We start from the raw sequence: 16,451 nt of genomic DNA on the forward strand, positions 1-16,451 counted from the left end.
CGTCTAGGGTGCCCCCGAAAGTAAAGTCAGTTAATTCATTATTGGCATACTGTGGCCCCGCAACGGGCGGCGTTGTGTCATGCCTGCGCACTTTGTGAAGCACTGCGCAGGCGCAAATGTTAAGTGGTTTGCATCACGTCTTGGTTTTGGTGAATCTTGTGGAGAACTAGTTATTCACTGCAAAGATGGAGGCAGAAGTGGATCTCTACGAGTACCAAGCTCGAGACCTCTTTGAAGCTCATGGGGTTCCCACCCTGAAGGGCATTGTTGCGACCTCGGCCGTGCAGGCTGAGGAAGCAGCCACGAAGCTGGGCACGCCGGTGGTTGTGGTCAAGGCACAAATCAAAACCGGTGGTCGCGGCAAAGCTGGGGGAGTCAAGCTAGCGCACAGCCCCGCGGAAGCCGCGGAGAAGGCCAACGAGATCCTGGGCCTGAAAATCAAGGGCCACACCGTGCGCAAGGTGATGGTGGCAGAAGGCGCAGACATCGCTGAGGAATACTACTTCTCGATCCTCCTCGATCGCACCAAGCGCCGTTACCTGGCCATGCTCTCCAAGGAAGGTGGCGTGGAGATTGAAAAGCTGGCCGAGGAGCGCCCAGACGCTCTGATTAAGCGCAGCTTCTCCCCGCTCGACGGCATGACGGACACCCTCGCTAGGGACATGGCATATGAGGCGGGGTTTGATGAGGGGGACGTCGCCAAGCTCGTGCCCGTGTTCAAGAAGCTTTACACGGTCTATACCGAGGAAGACGCCACGCTGGTGGAAGTTAATCCGCTGGTCAAGACGTCAAGCGGCGAAATTATTGCGCTCGATGGCAAGGTCACGCTGGATGATAACGCGCAGTTCCGCCACCCCGAGCACCGCGACCTGCAAGACCACGGTGCGACCGACCCGCTGGAGCTCAAGGCACAGAAGATGGGGTTGAACTATGTCAAGCTCGATGGTTCGGTGGGTGTCATCGGCAACGGCGCTGGCTTGGTGATGTCAACGCTCGACGTCGTGGCCTACGCCGGCGAGGATCTTGCATCGCAGCCGAAGCCCGCGAACTTCCTCGATATCGGCGGTGGTGCCAATGCGGAAGTGATGGCTAACGGGCTTGAGGTGATTCTCAGCGACCCGCAAGTGAAATCTGTCTTCGTTAACGTCTTCGGTGGCATTACCGCGTGCGACGAGGTTGCCAAGGGCATCGTGCAGGCGTACAAGATTTTGGATTCTGAGGGGATCGAACCCAAGCCGCTCGTGGTGCGCCTCGACGGCAACAACGCCGAGCTGGGACGCTCGATTCTTAATGACGCACACCTGCCCAAACTGGAGCAGGTTGAAACCATGGATGCTGCTGCCCGCAGGGCTGCTGAGCTGGCGAACTAGGAGTAGATATGTCGATTTTTCTCAACAAAGACTCGCGGATCATTGTGCAGGGCATGACGGGTTCGGAAGGCATGAAGCACACGCGCCGCATGCTGGCGTCCGGGTCCAACATCGTAGGTGGCGTCAACCCGCGCAAGGCAGGCGAACGCGTGGACATTGATGGGCGCGAGATCCCTGTGTTTGGCAGCGTGCGCGAGGCTATGCAGGCGACAGGCGCTAACGTCACCGTCATCTTCGTGCCGGCAAAGTTCACCAAGGATGCGGCGGAGGAGGCGATCCGCGCTGGCATTGAGCTCGTCGTGATCATCACCGAGGGAATCCCCGTGAAGGACACTGCGGAGCTCTATGCGTTGGGGCGAGAGTCCAAGACGCGCATCATCGGCCCCAATTGCCCAGGGCTGTACACGCCGGGTGAATCCAATGCGGGCATTATCCCGGCGGAGACCGCTCCGAACCCGGGAAAGATTGGCTTGGTGTCGAAGTCGGGCACGTTGACGTACCAGATGATGTACGAGCTCTCTGACATCGGCTTTAGCACGTGCGTGGGAATCGGTGGTGACCCGATCATCGGTACGACGCATATTTCTGCGATCGAGGCATTCCAGAATGACCCGGACACCGAGGCAATCATCATGATCGGTGAGATTGGCGGCGATGCAGAAGAGCACGCTGCGGCTTATATCAAGGACCACGTGACGAAGCCGGTCATTGCCTACATCGCTGGATTTACCGCACCAGAAGGCAAGACGATGGGCCACGCCGGTGCCATCGTCTCGGGCGGTTCCGGTACGGCAGAAGGAAAGAAGGCAGCACTGGAGGCCGCCGGTGTAAAGGTAGGAAAGACCCCGTCCCAAGCGGCAGAGTTGGTGCGAGCAGCCTTGGCATAGCTGCGTGAGGCATGGGTGCTGTTCGCCCCATGCCCCTCACATAAGAACTAGCGGGGGAGACCGCGGCGTCGCGACACCGTCTTGTCGAAGGGAATCCAAAAGCGTAAGGCTGCGTCTTGGTTCTTCGAGATTCCGATGCGCGGCCCGCGGACCCACTCCGGCTCGCTCTCGCGCTCGCTGAGGAGGACGGGCGTGCCGTTGTCCGCGATGCTGAAACCAAGGGCCTTGCCCACATTGCCAGGGCCGCGGGCGAGATTATGAAACTCCGTGTCGCCCCTCCGCTGGTACGCGAGGTCTATACCGTCGATTACTTCGCCGGCCCGCAGCAGGCAGCCCTCGCCGGTCCCCTCGGGTGCACAAACGATATTGCCGTTCCGGTGGATGCCGTAGGACACATAGACGTAGAGGCGGCCGGGCGGACCGAACATGGCGGCGTTGCGTGGGGTACGTCCGTTAAAGGTGTGCGAGGCCTCATCGCCTGAGCCGAGGTAGGCCTCCACCTCTGTGATGCGAATGGAGACGCCGTTGTGCGTCAGCACCATTCCCAGCAGTTGGGGAGCGACGATGTCTGCGGAGGCGGTGAAATCGATCATTGCCGCAGTCTAACGTGCGAGCGAGATTTAGGCTTTGGCCTTGTCTTCTTCGGCTTCAATTTCGGCGTTGAATTCGCGCTTGGAGGCCTGCCACTGGTCCTCAGTCATGCCGATGCGCCAGTAGCCAGAGATAGAAACGTCTTCCTTGGGAATTTCAGATTCCACGAAAAGGAAGCGACGCAGCTCTTTGATCATCTCGGCGACACCGTGGATGAACCAGCTGGCTTTCTTCCCCGTAGGGATACCAGCTTCGCGCACCACGCGGGATAGCTCAGTACCGGGGGTAGCGCCATTGCGGACCACCCAGATGACCTCCACGCCCTCGCGGGTGGGGAGTTCAAACGTGCGGTCTTCGGCCGCGATCTCGATGTATGCAGTTGCAGTCGCGCCTTCGGGGAGACGCTTCAAGCCGGCACCGATGGCCGGTGCTGCGGATTCATCACCGGCGAACACAAAGTGCGCATACTCTTCGGTGGGTCCCCAGGCGCCACCTGGGCCGAGGAAACCGATTTTCTCTCCGACCTCAGCTACTCGTGCCCAGGGACCGGCCAAGCCGGAATCACCGTGGGTGACAAAGTCAACGTCGAAGTCCCCGGTTTCCGGGTTCAGGTTGATCAGGGTATAGGTGCGGAGAATCGGTTGTTTATCACGCGGCTGCTCTTCACGAATCTGCTGGACATCAAACGGCCAAGAGTAGTCAGCGCTTTGTGGTACGAACAACAGCTTGATGTAGTGATCCGTAAACTCCAGCTCTTTGCCCACAAAAGCCGGGGAGTTCATGCTCAACCGAACCAAATCCGGTGAGGCCTGGTGACGACCAGTCACGGTCGCTTCATGCGCCTTGCGGGGCTTGCGCTTCGGCGCCGCTTCTTTAGTTTGGGCAGCCATTGTTATCACTGTCCTTCGGGATACTTGAGTTGCTGTGAGGGCGGGAGCCTACACAATACTAGATTAGGTAAGGCTAACATATCCAAGGCTAGGGTGGTTCGGTGCAAAAAGTTAACCCCGCATCCTGCTCAAGCAGAATGCGGGGTCTATTCGGGGTGGCTGACGGGGCTCGAACCCGCGACACCCAGGATCACAACCTGGTGCTCTACCAGCTGAACTACAGCCACCATCGTTGCCCGAAAGCAACGAGATACAGGTTAACCCACGTCGTCGGTTTTACAAAAACGCCTGGTAATCGGCGGTTGTAGCAGCCTTTAATTCCTCGGCTTCCGTGGGGGAGGGGCCGTCGTCGGTGCGAAAAACGCTGCGGCGGTAAAAATCAAGCTCGCGGATGGACTCGATAATGTCTTGCAGTGCCCGGTGCGCCATTCCCTTTTCCGGTTGGTTGTAATAAGCCCGCGGGTGCCAGCGGCGGGCGAGCTCTTTAATAGTGGAAACATCAATCATTCGGTAGTGCAGCGCGGCATCCAGACGTGGCATGTAAGCGCGGATGAAGGCGCGGTCTGTGGCGATTGAATTGCCCGCCAGGGGAGCAGGGTGGCTCGGATCGCAGTGCTTTTCGACGAGCTTCAGCACTGCGTCCTCTGCTTCTTCGATGGTGAGCGTGGATTCCCGAATTTCCTTGTCCAGTCCCGAGTTTGCGTGCATTGTGGTGACGAAGTCGTCCATCTCCGCGAGCTGTTCCTCCGTGGCGTGCACGACGAGGTCGATGCCTTCGTCAAGGATGTTCAGCTCGGCGTCGGTTATCACGGCGGCAACTTCCACGATGACGTGGCGCTGTGGTTCCAGTCCGGTCATTTCCAGATCGATCCAGACAAGGCGATCATTCTTAGCGGGGATATCACTCATGGGTTCCACCATAGTTTCTCCTTGGGTGAGGTTCGGGAGGTGCCAGCGCGGGGGTAGATGGGGGTAGGCCAGATCTGTTGGTAAGGGAGGCGCTCCTTAAACGATGTGAACTGGTGATTTGGGGTGATTGCGGAGGTTGAGGTATGCCCTTTTCGCAACTTTTTCATGATTTCGCTCACGAAAGCCTTAGTTGATGGGACATTATTAGGACAGCCTTTAACGTGATGGCACTCACATATTGCGAAGGATGGTACCCCACCGATGTCAGCCTTTCTCGACACCCTCAATGCCCTTATCTGGTCACCAGCGCTGGTCTTTCTATGTCTCGGCGCGGGCATTTACTTCACGCTAGCGACTAAGTTTCTGCAGATACGCTGCATTCCGGACATGATTAAACAGCTCAAGGACGGCGAGAGCTCCGAGGCGGGTGTCTCTTCCTTCCAATCGCTCATGATTTCCTTGGCCGGCCGCGTCGGCGTAGGCAACATCGCCGGCGTTGCGACGGCTATCGCCTTCGGTGGCCCGGGCGCTGTGTTCTGGATGTGGGCGGTGGCGCTGCTGGGTTCCGCAACGTCCTTCGTGGAATGTACCTTGGCGCAGGTCTACAAGGAGAAGGATCAGGACACCGGCGAGTACCGCGGTGGCCCGGCTTACTACATCGAGAAGGCCTATAAGCACACCAAGGCCGGCCCGTTCATGGTGGTCTATGGCATCGTCTTCGCCGTCGCAATGATTCTTGCTACCAGCTACTTCCTGCCTGGTATCCAGGCAAACGGTGTGGCCGCCGCCGTTAAGAATGCTTGGGGCATCGAAGTTGGCTGGTCTGCGCTGGTTCTGGGCGGAATTCTGGCCATCATCATTATCGGTGGCGTCAAGCGTATCGCTAACTTCGCGTCCCTCGTGGTTCCGTTCATGGCGGCTGCGTACATTCTCTTCGCCATCATCATTCTGATCATGAACTTCAACCAGATCCCTGAGGTCTTCGGCATGATCTTCAAGTCCGCCTTCGGCGCCGAGCAGGCCTTCTCTGGCCTGTTGGGCTCGGCCATCATGTGGGGCGTGAAGCGCGGTATTTACTCCAACGAGGCAGGCCAGGGTACCGGCCCGCAGTCGGCCGCGGCGGCAGAGGTTTCCCACCCAGCGAAGCAGGGCTTCGTGCAGGCTTTCTCGGTGTACATTGACACCCTCTTCGTGTGCTCCGCTACCGCGTTCATCATCATCTCCACTGACATGTACAAGGTCTTCGAGGGCGAGTCGGAGGAAGGCCCTGTGCGCTACGCTGGCTCCCTCCCGGATGGCGTTGAGGTTGGACCGGGCTTTGTCCAGCACGGCCTCGACACTTTGCTGGCAGGTTTCGGCCCGAGCTTCGTCGCCATCGCCATTGCCTTCTTCGCCTTCACCACCGTCCTGGCGTACTACTACATGGCGGAGGTCAACCTGACCTACTTCAACCGCTGGATCAGCAACAAGACCACCCGCCGCGTGCTCGTCTGGATTCTGCGTATTCTCCTCGTAGTGTCCGTGGTCGTTGGCGCGACGACGACTCCGGGTTCTGCTTGGGCGCTGGGTGACATCGGTGTTGGTGCAACGGCATGGCTCAACATCATCGCCATTCTTTTCCTGCAGGTCCCGGCTCTCAAGTGCCTCAAGGACTACAGCGCACAGAAGGCTGCCGGCAAGGACCCGCAGTTTGACCCAGAGGCGCTGGGAATCAAGAACGCTGAATTCTGGGTAGAGCGCAAGCTCGCCCGCCAGGAGGCCGCGCAGAAAGCCATTGCGCAGGACTCGCCGCTCCAGGGTTAAGTAACGCAAAAGCCCGCTCTCCCAAAGAGAGCGGGCTTTGTCGTGTCCTAGGCCATCTTGGAATAGAAACTGCCGATGATCGGCGCAACAATCGGGGTCGGCACAATCTTGCCCAGTGCATTCATTACCTTGGAGAGCGGGCCGGGGACCACGCGCCGCTGGTTGCGGGCCATGGCCTCGAGGGTTTCTTCGGAGCAGGACTCGTAGGTGGTCCACAAGAAGTCCGGGACGACCTTATCCACGATGGACTGCTCCTCCTCGGGAATAACAGCATCGCGCACTGGGCCAGGAGCCAGCAGAGTGCAGGTCACGCCCGAGCCCTTGAGCTCATAGTGCAGGGCCTCAGTAAAGGCATTGACACCTGCCTTGGTGAAAACATAGGTGGCGTTGTTCGGAATGGAGACGTTGCCCGCAGCCGAGCCCACGTTACAAATAGCGCCGCTGCGCCGCGGCAGCATCTGCTCCAGTGCGGCACGGGTCAGACGGTGAACGGCCTTGCCGTTGAGATCGAACTGCCGGGTTTCATAATCCCAGTCCTGATCCATGAACTTGCCAAAGCTGGCGATGCCCGCCGAGTTAACGATGATGGAGATTTCCTTGCCCGCCATGAATTCGATAACGCGGTCAACGTCCGCCGCCTCGGAGAGATCCGCAGCCAGCGCAATGGCATCAACCTCGTGACGGGAGCGTAGGTCCGCAGCGATGGATTCGAGGACCTCTTCACGGCGAGCAACGAGAATGACGTTGTAGCCGCGAGCGGCCAGATCTTTGGCCATCGCAGCGCCAATGCCCTGGCTGGCACCAGTCAGCAGTGCATACGAGGAGCGGGTAGGGGCGGGCAGCCCAGGGGAGTGAGCCATGAAACGGCGTCCTTTCTCTCAGGGGTGGGAAGTCTCCACCCAGCGTAGAGCACTCAGGGTCTAAATCAGGGTAAACACTGATGTCTCCTCGGCCCCAACTCTGGATAATAGAAAGCGAAAGGAGACATCATGACCAACCAACGTTTAACTCGTTCCACTACTGACACGATGCTCGGCGGCGTCTGCGGCGGCATCGCACAGACCTACAACCTCGATCCGACCCTGGTGCGCATTCTCTTCGTTGTTGCGACTCTGCTGGGCTTCTCAGGAATCCTGCTCTATCTCATCCTCTGGGTTGTTATCCCGGTGGAGTAGCTACTGCAGCGGGCCGAAAGCCATAAACCTCTTCCACGTTTCCCACTCCTCCTGCAGACGCGGCAAGGCGCTGGGCGGGGTGGCGGAGGCGTCGACAAGCACGGCGTCCTGCATACGTACGCCGTTGTCGAAGAAGAGTGCTGTGTGCCCGGAGGCGCCGTAGCGGAGCACCGGAACCAGATTGAGACCGTCGAAGGACAGCGGGGCGTTGGGGCGCACATCCAGCCCCGCGATTGCCGCGAGCGTGGGCGCTAGGTCGAGAGGGGAGACGAGTTCTGCGCAGACCCCAGACTCCGCTACGCCGGGCCATAGGAGGGACATCGCGGACTTCTCGCCCTGTAGGGAACAGACCGCCACGACGCCCTCCAGGTCACCCAGCAGCTGGGGATGCGGCTGCTCGAGGAGGCGAAAGACCGGTGCGGACGCGGGGAGGGCGTCTTCTCGGACTTCGAAGCCGGCGGCCGCGAAAATCTCCGTGATGCGGGTGGTGGCGCCGCGCTGCGGGTATTGTCCTGTGAGCACCCCGCGGCGCGATTCCGCATAGCTTGGCGACGGCACCCAGGCGTTACTGAAACGCAGTCCGCGCAGCGCGGATTCCGGGGCGTAGTCAAAAGTGGCGAGAGTAATGTCCATAGGAGTGTGCCCAAAAGGTGCCTAAAGGCCACTTTTTGACGTTATGGCAAATCTCAAAAAGTGGCTCTGAACTGCGTGCCCCCAGCAGGATTCGAACCCGCGACACATGGGGTAGAAACCCACTGCTCTAATCCACTGAGCTATGGAGGCGTACCGAGCCATCATAACGCACCGGAGAGCGAAGTCAGACTATCGGGCTACTGCTGGCGTTGATTCGGTGCTGGTGCTGAGGAGGGTGGAGACCAACGTGCGCGCTGCCGGGCTCAATGCACGGTCCGTACGGTGGATGAGAAGCGCCTGCATAGTAGGCAGCGTTTCCGCAACGCGGCGGAAATGAACGCCGCTTTGGCCCAAGGCCTGCGCGGTGTGCGGCATGAGGCTGATGCCATAGTCGCCGGCAACGAGCGGCAAGCCTGTTTGCAGCGTGGAAATTTCCTGGACACCCATAGGTTTGCTGAGCGGGGCCGCGGCCCATACCTGGTCCAACACTTCGGGCAGGCTGCTGAGCTCCGGACAGCGCGGCGGCAGGAGCCACGTTTCGGCGGCAAGATCGGAGAGCTGGACGGGGTCGGGTAGGTCCGCCAGGCGTTGGGGGAGTGCGACGCGCAGGTCCATCTCGGCGGCGCAGTCAATGGTGAGCTGTGTGCCGTAGTCTTGGCGGAACCGCTGTGGGTTGGTGGTGAGGATGATACCGATCTCCACGGAGCCATCCAGGACCTGCTTGAGCGTGGCGGTAGGTTCTAAGTCCTTTAAGGAAACGCTTACCTCTGGCGCCCGTTGCCGCATGCGGCGCAGAACCGCCGGCATATACAGCCAATTGAACTCGGGCGCGGAGCACAGTGTGACTGACCCGGCACTGCCCGACGCAATCTCGGCTAGGCGCACGGCAGCGGTGTTGAGGAGGGAATCGATCGAGGTCGCGACACCATAGAGGTAATCCCCAGCCTCCGTTGTTTGGACTCCGCCGCGCCCGCGGGAGAGCAGCTTCACGTTGAGATCTTTTTCGAGTTTGCGCACGGTAAGGCTCAGGGAAGGTTGTGTGAGCTGCAGCGATTCCGCGGCCTGCGTAAACGAACCGTGGTCCACGACGGTTCGAAAGTGATGAAGCTGGCGTGAGTCCATAAGTGAAGACTACCCGAAAGCTGAGAGTTGTCTACCTTTTAGGTAAGAGAACATGTGTGGCGGTAGACTGCCCACCATGCACACTGAGAAGGAAAACACCAGCTCACAGTACTCGCCGGGGCTGGCGCACTCGGCGTCGGGAGCGCGGCCCTCCCGTTTGTTGAATCTTTCTTTCGTCGTCTTCGCCGGTCTTGTGGGCGGGATCATTTCCCTGTTCTTCCTTGCAGATTCGCTCGCTGCCCTCGGTATCCCCGACCCAGGGCGCGTCACGACCTTTGGTCTGCCCTTCTTCCGTGCCGTCGCCTGGATGCTGATGGCCCTGTCCATCGGCTCATTCATGTCCAGCGCATTCTTGATTTACCCGGCCGTGCCAGATAAGGACAACGAGCGTTTGATCAAGGCGCGCCTCACCGTCGACGGGCACATCGCTGCGCGGACCGGTGCCTGGGCCGCTGTGGGGGCCGCGGTGGTGTCCTTGCTCGAGGTTCCCCTTGTCATGTCGGATCTCACCGGTACCCCGTTGCGCCAGGTTCTTAACCCGGAGCTGATGGGCATGGCGGTGGGCCAGATTGCGGCGTCACAGGTCTGGCTCCTTACCGCGGGGATCGCAGCGCTCGTCGCCGTAGCGGGGTTTGTTGCGCGCACGTGGGCGGGACAGGTCGCTACGTTCTTCCTGTCCCTGTTGCTCACGGTGCCCCTCGGGATGGAGGGGCACTCGGCCTCCGGCGGCGACCATGACTACGGCACGAACTCACTGCTTTTGCACCTGTTCTTCATCATGCTGTGGGTCGGTGGGCTCATGGGCCTCATTGCGCATGGCCGCCGCCTAGGGCCTGACATGGGCGTGGCGGTTCGCCGCTATTCTACGGTTGCGCTGCTGTCCATCTTGGGGTTGGCGGCGACCGGTGTGGTCAACGCGCTCATCCGCGTTGAGTTAGGGGATTTATTCACCACTCGCTATGGCTTGCTGGTGTTGAGCAAAGCGGTGCTCACGGTGGTGCTCGCGGCCATAGGCTTTGTGCATCGCCGAGTCACCATTCCCCAGCTGAAACGCGCACCGCGCCTGTTTGTTCGAGTGTCTGTGGTGGAGGTTCTCATCATGGCGGCCACAGTCGGCGTGGCCATCTCGATGGGCCGTACACCGCCCCCGCCGCCGCGGGATCCGAACCTCAACGCCATGCAGATTCTGGTGGGCTACGAGCTTTTCGACGCCCCGACAGCCACCAACGTGTGGACCATGTTCCGCTTCGACCTCATGTTTGGCTCGCTCGGACTCGTGCTAGCCGGCTTCTACTTGTACGCGCTCTGGCGTCTGAAGCGGCGTGGGCTGACGTGGTCGGCGGGGCGTACGACCTGGTTCCTGGTGGGCTCGTTGGGCATGACCATCATCATGAGCAACGGTATTGGCCTGTACATGCCGGCGCTGTACTCCATGCACATGCTCGTGCACATGATTTTGTCCATGGCGATTCCGCTCTGCCTCGTGTTGGGTGCCCCAGTGACCTTGGTTATGGAGGCGTTTGAACCGGGTGAGCCGGGCAAGCCCACGCTTCACGACGCCGCTGTCGCCCTCACCAAATCCACCACGCTGCGCGTCCTGACGCATCCGGCGGTCAATGTCCTGCAGTTTCTGGCCATTCTCTACGTGCTCTACCTCTTTCCGAGCTTCTACGAGGTTGCCATTTCGGAACATGCCGGGCACGTCATCATGAACTGGGTCTTCCTGATTTCCGGCTACATCTACTACTGGGAGGTTATTGGCCCGGATCCGTTGCCGTGGCGCGCGCCCACTGGCGTTCGCCTACTGATCCTGTTTGTGTCGATGCCTCTGCACCTGTTCGCCGGTGTCTACCTCATGCAGATGCAGGTTATTCTGGGCTTGGATTTCTATGAATCCTTGAACCTGCCGTGGAACCCGGATTTTGTCACGGATCAGCGGACCGGCGGTGGCATTTCGTGGGGCTTTGGCCAGTTCCCGCTGGTGATCGTGTTTGGTTCACTATTCCTGGATTGGCTGCGAGAGGATCGCGCCACTGCTCGCCGCCACGATGCTAAGGCGGATGTTGACGGCGATGCCGACTTGGCAAGCTACAACGCCATGCTCAAGCAGATGAACGAAGGCGACGATTCCAGCTTCCGCCAGCACTAGGGGCGCCAGCACTAGAGAGCTGGCGCGTCCAGGGTGATGGAAAAGGGTCTTTGAACTGTGCGAATGGATATTTTGTTGATTCTTTCAACGAGTTATCCACAGGTTGGCGGTGACGCCATTGCGGGTGCGGTGATCGGTGGCGATGATGCGAGGTAAGGGAGGCGTATTGCTTCCTCGCACTCAAGAAGATCACCAACCACACATGGCAAAGGAATCACGCAATGTCTCAATACCCAATCTCACTCACTGGGCGTCTGACCCATGACCCGCACCTGACCAAGATTAGCGACACCATGTACAAAGCCCGCCTGCGCTTTGCCTCCTCCCGCAGCGTTCCGGAAAAGGATGAAGAAGGCAAGACGGTGTGGCGAGAGCTGGACCTCAACTATATCGACGGCGAGGTGTGGGGCCAGTGTGCCATCAACGTCAAGAAGTCCCTGTTTAAGGGCATGCCGGTCTTTGTTATGGGCTCCATCGTCACGGATCGATGGGAGGATCAGCACGGAGCGAAGCGCTCCAGGACCTATATCAAGATTGCGCACGTGGGGCTCGACCTCAACCGCTTCTGCATTACCTCCACCAAAATTGGCACCTCCTACGGTGAGGAGGGCAGTGAAGCCCTCTGGCTGGGGGAGAATCCACCGGTGCCGGACGTAGATTACACGGCGCCACCCAGCACCACGGAGAATGAAGCAATGCCGGCTGCCCTGCAGTCGGGAGATACTCCGCAGGACACCGCGGCGGACCGTCAGCAAGCGCAGTCCGCGGCCGAGTCACACGTCGAACCGGAACCTGAGGACGCGATGGTCTAAGGACAGAGGACCACCGCCGCCCATGTGATGTAGTCTTTGTACTGTTATTTACCAATCCTGACAGAAGCAAAGGGTGAAACATGGGCGAATTCATCTACACGATGAAAAACGTGCGTAAGGCCATCGGTGACAAGGTTATTTTGGATAACGTCACCATGGCTTTCTACCCGGGCGCCAAGATTGGCGTCGTGGGCCCCAACGGTGCAGGTAAGTCCTCGATCCTGAAGATCATGGCCGGCCTTGATCAGCCTTCCAACGGTGAGGCTTTCCTGGATCCGGGCAAGACGGTCGGCATCCTCCTCCAGGAGCCGCCGCTCAATGAGGAGAAGACGGTCCGCGAAAACGTCGAAGAAGGCCTCGGTGAAATCTTCCAGAAGAAGCAGCGCTTCGAGGAGATCGCGGAGGAGATGGCCACCAACTACTCCGACGAACTCATGGAGGAAATGGGCAAGCTGCAGGAGGAGCTCGACGCTGCCGATGCCTGGGAGGTCGATTCCAAGATCGAGCAGGCTATGGAAGCACTGCGCTGCCCGCCGTCCGATGCCCCGGTAACCAACCTCTCCGGTGGTGAGCGCCGCCGCGTCGCGCTGGCCAAGCTGTTGCTGAGTGAGCCCGACCTGCTGCTGCTCGACGAGCCCACGAACCACCTGGACGCCGAGTCTGTCCAGTGGCTGGAGAAGCACCTCGAGTCTTACCCGGGTGCGGTCCTGGCCGTGACCCACGACCGTTACTTCCTCGACCACGTCGCGGGCTGGATCTGTGAGGTTGACCGCGGCAAGCTCTATCCCTACGAGGGCAACTACTCCACCTACCTGGAGAAGAAGGCTGAGCGTCTGGAAATTGCCGGTGCCAAGGACAAGAAGCTGCAGAAGCGCCTCAAGGACGAGCTCGCATGGGTTCGCTCCGGTGCGAAGGCCCGCCAGGCCAAGAACAAGGCCCGTCTCCAGCGCTACGAGGAGATGGCTGCGGAAGCCGAGAAGTACAAGAAGCTGGACTTTGAGGAGATCCAGATTCCGACCCCGCCGCGCCTGGGCAACAAGGTGGTAGAGGTCAAGAACCTGACCAAGGGCTTCGATGATCGTGTGCTCATCAAGGACTTGTCCTTCACCCTGCCGCGCAACGGCATTGTCGGCGTGATCGGCCCGAACGGTGTTGGTAAGTCCACGCTGTTCAAGACCATCGTGGGTCTGGAGCAGCCGGATTCCGGCAGCGTGGACGTCGGCGAGACCGTCAAGCTGTCCTATGTTGACCAGGGCCGCGAGAACATCGACCCCGAGGCCACCGTGTGGGAGGTAGTCTCCGACGGGCTGGATTACATTCACGTCGGCCAGAACGAAATGCCGTCCCGCGCCTACCTCTCCGCTTTCGGTTTCAAGGGTGCCGATCAGCAGAAGCCTTCCAAGGTTCTCTCCGGCGGTGAGCGCAACCGCTTGAACCTGGCCCTGACCCTTAAAGAGGGCGGCAACCTGATCCTCCTCGATGAGCCGACGAACGACTTGGACGTGGAAACCCTGGGCTCGCTGGAAAACGCCCTGGAGAAGTTCCCCGGCTGTGCCGTGGTTATTTCTCACGACCGCTGGTTCCTCGACCGCACCTGTACTCACATCCTGGCCTGGGAGGGCAACGTGGCAGAAGGTCAGTGGTTCTGGTTCGAGGGCAACTTCGGTGACTACGAGAAGAACAAGGTTGAGCGCCTCGGTGAGGAAGCTGCCCGCCCGTCTCGCGTTACCCACCGCAAGCTCAGCCGTTAGGGCGAACTGGCCCTAACACTCAGAGGAAGAACTCCGAAAGGAACCTGGAATGTCCGCTCAAAAGGTTGTGTCGGAAAAGACCACGGACAATGTCCATGCGCTCACCGTAGGTGTGCGCTGGTCGGACTTCGACATGTACGGCCACATGATGAACTCCAATTTCATCGAGCTGGCGCAGGAGGCGCGCTTGGCTTTTGCCATGCACAACTTCTACGCCCGCGGTGTCAACATGGTGGCATTCGTCCGCCATATCGACGCGGACTATGTCCGCCCCATCAAGTGGGATGGACGCCACGGCACGGTGACGGTGGAAACCACGGTGGTGCGTCTTGGCACCACCTCCTTCACCACCCGCCAAAAGATTAAGGACGCCCAGGGCCAGGTGGCTTGCGTCATCGACTGCGTGCAGGTCGCCATCGACCCGGGTACACAGATGCCGCGCGAGGTTACTGAGGAGGAGCGCAACATCATCCTGGAACACGCCGTCGTCGAGCTGGATGAGCAGCGCGATCATGGAGAGTGAAACTCTCCGGGTGCGCAGCGGTGGGGGAGGGCTGCGTGCTCTCCTCGCCCGCGCGACGGGGCTCGATGCCTCAGCCTCGGTGCGTCTGCGCCAGCATGACGCCAACCAGGTCGAGGTCTTTGTCACGACGCCCTTCGATGTCGTTGTGGCACGGCGGTGCGGAGGCACCGTGGGCCGCGACGGGGCAGTGGTGTCCGCGCAAGCGCTTGCCGACGCCCTCCACACCGCCCCCGACCCTGTCCTTGCGGAGGACGGAGTGGAGCTTTCGCTGGGGCCGGCGCGCGATCCATCGTGGCCAGGCGCGTTGCCGCCGGCGCAGGGATTCCGCGAGATCGATTCCTTGCCGGTCGACGTCGTTCGCGAGCTCGCCGATAAGGGCCGCCAGCTGGCCCGCCAGTTTTCAGGGCCGATGGGCCCGCCAAAAAGCCTGTTGAATCAGACAGTGCTCACCGTGGAGAGCTCGGAGGCGCAGGTGGAGATTCCCATGCGGATGATCTTCGCCTGCACCAGCCTCGGCCTCATTCCGGGGTTTGCCGCATCACTCAAGATCCCCCGTCACTTGCGCGTGTCCGGCAAGGGGCGCTGGGTTCGCCTAGACGCGCCCTATGGCAGCGTCTACCACTCGACGCGCCTGTCACTGTTCTAGAGCAGTACGAATCCCGCCAGTGCGGCGCCGACGGCGACCGTCCACGGCGGGGCCTTGCAGAAGAGGGCTATGCCCGCGCCGACTGCAATGAGCGCCGAAGCCCACCCTGTCACCCCGTGGGTGATGATGGGATCCCAGAGCGCCGCGATGAGCAGGCCGACCACGGCCGCGTTGATGGCCGAGAACGCGCCGCGCAGCCAACCGAGATGATTCCAGCGCGCCCACAAATGCAAAGCCGCGAGCGTGAGTAAGGCGCCCGGCACGAAGATAAGAACGGTCCCCAGGAGCGCTCCGCCGATCCCGCCGTCGACCGCCCCAAGGTAAGACGCGAAGGTAAACAGCGGCCCCGGCACGCCCTGGGCTACCGAGTAGCCCGCGAGAAACTCCTGCTGGCTGAGCCAGCCCGCGCCGACGAATTGTTCCTCCAGCAGTGGCAGGACCACGTGCCCGCCGCCAAAGACCAGGGCGCCGGACTGGTAGAAGGCGTTGGCGCGGGTGATGAGGTAGGCGTCGCTAAGCTGTGCCCCCACCGCCAACCCGCCCAACAGGAGGAAGAACGCTGCTACACAGCCCCACGCCAGGCGGGCGGGCACCGCGCGCGGGCCACTATCGGCGGCGGGCGCCGAGGTCGTCGGCAGCCATGTTCTCAACACGGTTGCCCCAAGCACTCCAGCCACGGCGAGGACAGCCAGCTGCCACGCGGACCCGGCGACGAGCAGCACAGCGGCGCTGATGAGCGCAAGCGCCCACGCGGTGGGGGTAAGCAGGAGCTTCTTTGCCATCCCCACGATGGCGTGGATCACCACACCGGCGGCGGCAGCGAGGAGTCCCCCTAAGATGCCCTGGATCCACCCATTGTTGGGTGCAACGAGGAGGCCAAACAGGGTGAGGATGAGTGCGGAGGGGAAGGTGAACAGGAACCATGAGTAGATGAGGCCGAGTAGGCCCGCGCGCCCGTAGCCCAGCGCCATCCCGACCTTCGAGCTAGCCGGGCCGGGGAGAAACTGGGACATGGCCACGAGATCGGCATAGGCGGAATCGCTGAGCCACTTCCGGCGGCTGACAAACTCAGCGCGGAAATAACCCAGGTGGGCAGCCGGTCCGCCGAACGCAGTCCACCCGAGGGGGAGGAAGGAGCGCCGTATATCGCCTAGTGTGCTCATGCTCCGCATACTAATTCTTCAAGAATC

General features: G+C 60.6%; 16 protein-coding genes and 2 tRNA genes. 9 read left to right on the forward strand and 9 right to left on the reverse strand.

Features of this window, described 5'->3' with window-relative positions; genetic code table 11:
* Window positions 1-197 precede the first annotated feature (197 nt).
* Window positions 198-1,370, forward strand: coding sequence for an ADP-forming succinate--CoA ligase subunit beta (gene sucC / locus HWX44_RS04730; protein ID WP_175973599.1), 1,173 nt, complete (start codon window positions 198-200; stop codon window positions 1,368-1,370).
* Between the two features lie 8 nt (window positions 1,371-1,378).
* A complete protein-coding gene (gene sucD, locus HWX44_RS04735) occupies window positions 1,379-2,257 on the forward strand; it encodes a succinate--CoA ligase subunit alpha (protein ID WP_070509719.1) in 879 nt (292 codons plus the stop codon).
* A gap of 47 nt (window positions 2,258-2,304) precedes the next feature.
* Here the strand turns inward: sucD and HWX44_RS04740 are convergent, their stop codons facing one another.
* The 4 genes from HWX44_RS04740 to orn form a co-directional block, all read right to left on the reverse strand.
* Window positions 2,305-2,850 carry a DNA-3-methyladenine glycosylase gene (locus HWX44_RS04740; RefSeq protein WP_070754700.1) on the reverse strand — a complete coding sequence of 182 codons (546 nt, stop codon included), beginning with the start codon at window positions 2,848-2,850 and terminating at the stop codon, window positions 2,305-2,307.
* A gap of 27 nt (window positions 2,851-2,877) precedes the next feature.
* A complete protein-coding gene (locus tag HWX44_RS04745) occupies window positions 2,878-3,738 on the reverse strand; it encodes a siderophore-interacting protein (protein WP_175973404.1) in 861 nt (286 codons plus the stop codon).
* 154 nt (window positions 3,739-3,892) lie between these two features.
* A tRNA-His gene (locus tag HWX44_RS04750) sits at window positions 3,893-3,965 on the reverse strand.
* Window positions 3,966-4,014: 49 nt separating this feature from the next.
* Window positions 4,015-4,647, reverse strand: a complete 633-nt coding sequence (gene orn, locus HWX44_RS04755) for an oligoribonuclease (RefSeq protein ID WP_175973406.1) — start codon at window positions 4,645-4,647, stop codon at window positions 4,015-4,017.
* A gap of 261 nt (window positions 4,648-4,908) precedes the next feature.
* Here orn and HWX44_RS04760 point away from each other — a divergent pair, with 261 nt between their 5' ends.
* Window positions 4,909-6,450, forward strand: a complete 1,542-nt coding sequence (locus tag HWX44_RS04760) for an alanine/glycine:cation symporter family protein (RefSeq protein ID WP_046647335.1) — start codon at window positions 4,909-4,911, stop codon at window positions 6,448-6,450.
* A gap of 47 nt (window positions 6,451-6,497) precedes the next feature.
* On the opposite strand, the gene cmrA is transcribed toward HWX44_RS04760, so the two are convergent.
* Complete coding sequence (cmrA, locus tag HWX44_RS04765; protein ID WP_049155810.1) at window positions 6,498-7,310, reverse strand: mycolate reductase; 813 nt, start codon at window positions 7,308-7,310, stop codon at window positions 6,498-6,500.
* Between the two features lie 129 nt (window positions 7,311-7,439).
* On the opposite strand from cmrA, the gene HWX44_RS04770 reads away from it, so the two are divergent.
* Window positions 7,440-7,625, forward strand: a complete 186-nt coding sequence (locus HWX44_RS04770; protein WP_046647333.1) for a PspC domain-containing protein — start codon at window positions 7,440-7,442, stop codon at window positions 7,623-7,625.
* On the opposite strand, the gene HWX44_RS04775 is transcribed toward HWX44_RS04770, so the two are convergent.
* From HWX44_RS04775 to HWX44_RS04785, 3 genes are all read right to left on the reverse strand, one after another.
* Entirely contained in the window at window positions 7,626-8,258 is a 633-nt protein-coding gene (locus tag HWX44_RS04775; protein ID WP_070511953.1) for a hypothetical protein, read from the reverse strand. It abuts the gene before it with no gap.
* A 76-nt stretch (window positions 8,259-8,334) separates the two neighbouring features.
* Window positions 8,335-8,408, reverse strand: a tRNA-Arg gene (locus HWX44_RS04780).
* Between the two features lie 39 nt (window positions 8,409-8,447).
* Entirely contained in the window at window positions 8,448-9,380 is a 933-nt protein-coding gene (locus HWX44_RS04785) for a LysR family transcriptional regulator (protein WP_070546595.1), read from the reverse strand.
* Window positions 9,381-9,456: 76 nt separating this feature from the next.
* Between HWX44_RS04785 and HWX44_RS04790 the strand changes: the two genes are divergently transcribed.
* The 5 genes from HWX44_RS04790 to HWX44_RS04810 all read left to right on the forward strand — a co-directional run bounded on the left by HWX44_RS04790 (window position 9,457) and on the right by HWX44_RS04810 (window position 15,261).
* Complete coding sequence (locus HWX44_RS04790) at window positions 9,457-11,529, forward strand: cytochrome c oxidase assembly protein (protein ID WP_046647330.1); 2,073 nt, start codon at window positions 9,457-9,459, stop codon at window positions 11,527-11,529.
* A gap of 221 nt (window positions 11,530-11,750) precedes the next feature.
* Window positions 11,751-12,341, forward strand: coding sequence for a single-stranded DNA-binding protein (locus HWX44_RS04795; RefSeq protein ID WP_046647328.1), 591 nt, complete (start codon window positions 11,751-11,753; stop codon window positions 12,339-12,341).
* Window positions 12,342-12,421: 80 nt separating this feature from the next.
* Entirely contained in the window at window positions 12,422-14,092 is a 1,671-nt protein-coding gene (gene ettA / locus HWX44_RS04800) for an energy-dependent translational throttle protein EttA (RefSeq protein ID WP_070516054.1), read from the forward strand.
* Between the two features lie 49 nt (window positions 14,093-14,141).
* Window positions 14,142-14,615, forward strand: a complete 474-nt coding sequence (locus HWX44_RS04805) for an acyl-CoA thioesterase (RefSeq protein WP_046647327.1) — start codon at window positions 14,142-14,144, stop codon at window positions 14,613-14,615.
* A complete protein-coding gene (locus HWX44_RS04810) occupies window positions 14,605-15,261 on the forward strand; it encodes a hypothetical protein (protein WP_070702307.1) in 657 nt (218 codons plus the stop codon). The genes HWX44_RS04805 and HWX44_RS04810 overlap by 11 nt, the downstream gene beginning before the upstream one ends.
* Here the strand turns inward: HWX44_RS04810 and chrA are convergent.
* On the reverse strand, window positions 15,258-16,424 hold the full coding sequence (gene chrA, locus HWX44_RS04815) for a chromate efflux transporter (protein ID WP_175973409.1): 1,167 nt from the start codon (window positions 16,422-16,424) through the stop codon (window positions 15,258-15,260). The genes HWX44_RS04810 and chrA overlap by 4 nt on opposite strands.
* Window positions 16,425-16,451: the final 27 nt, after the last annotated feature.

The organism is Corynebacterium sp. Marseille-Q2823 (genome assembly GCF_903645345.1).
Taxonomy (GTDB): domain Bacteria; phylum Actinomycetota; class Actinomycetes; order Mycobacteriales; family Mycobacteriaceae; genus Corynebacterium; species Corynebacterium hiratae.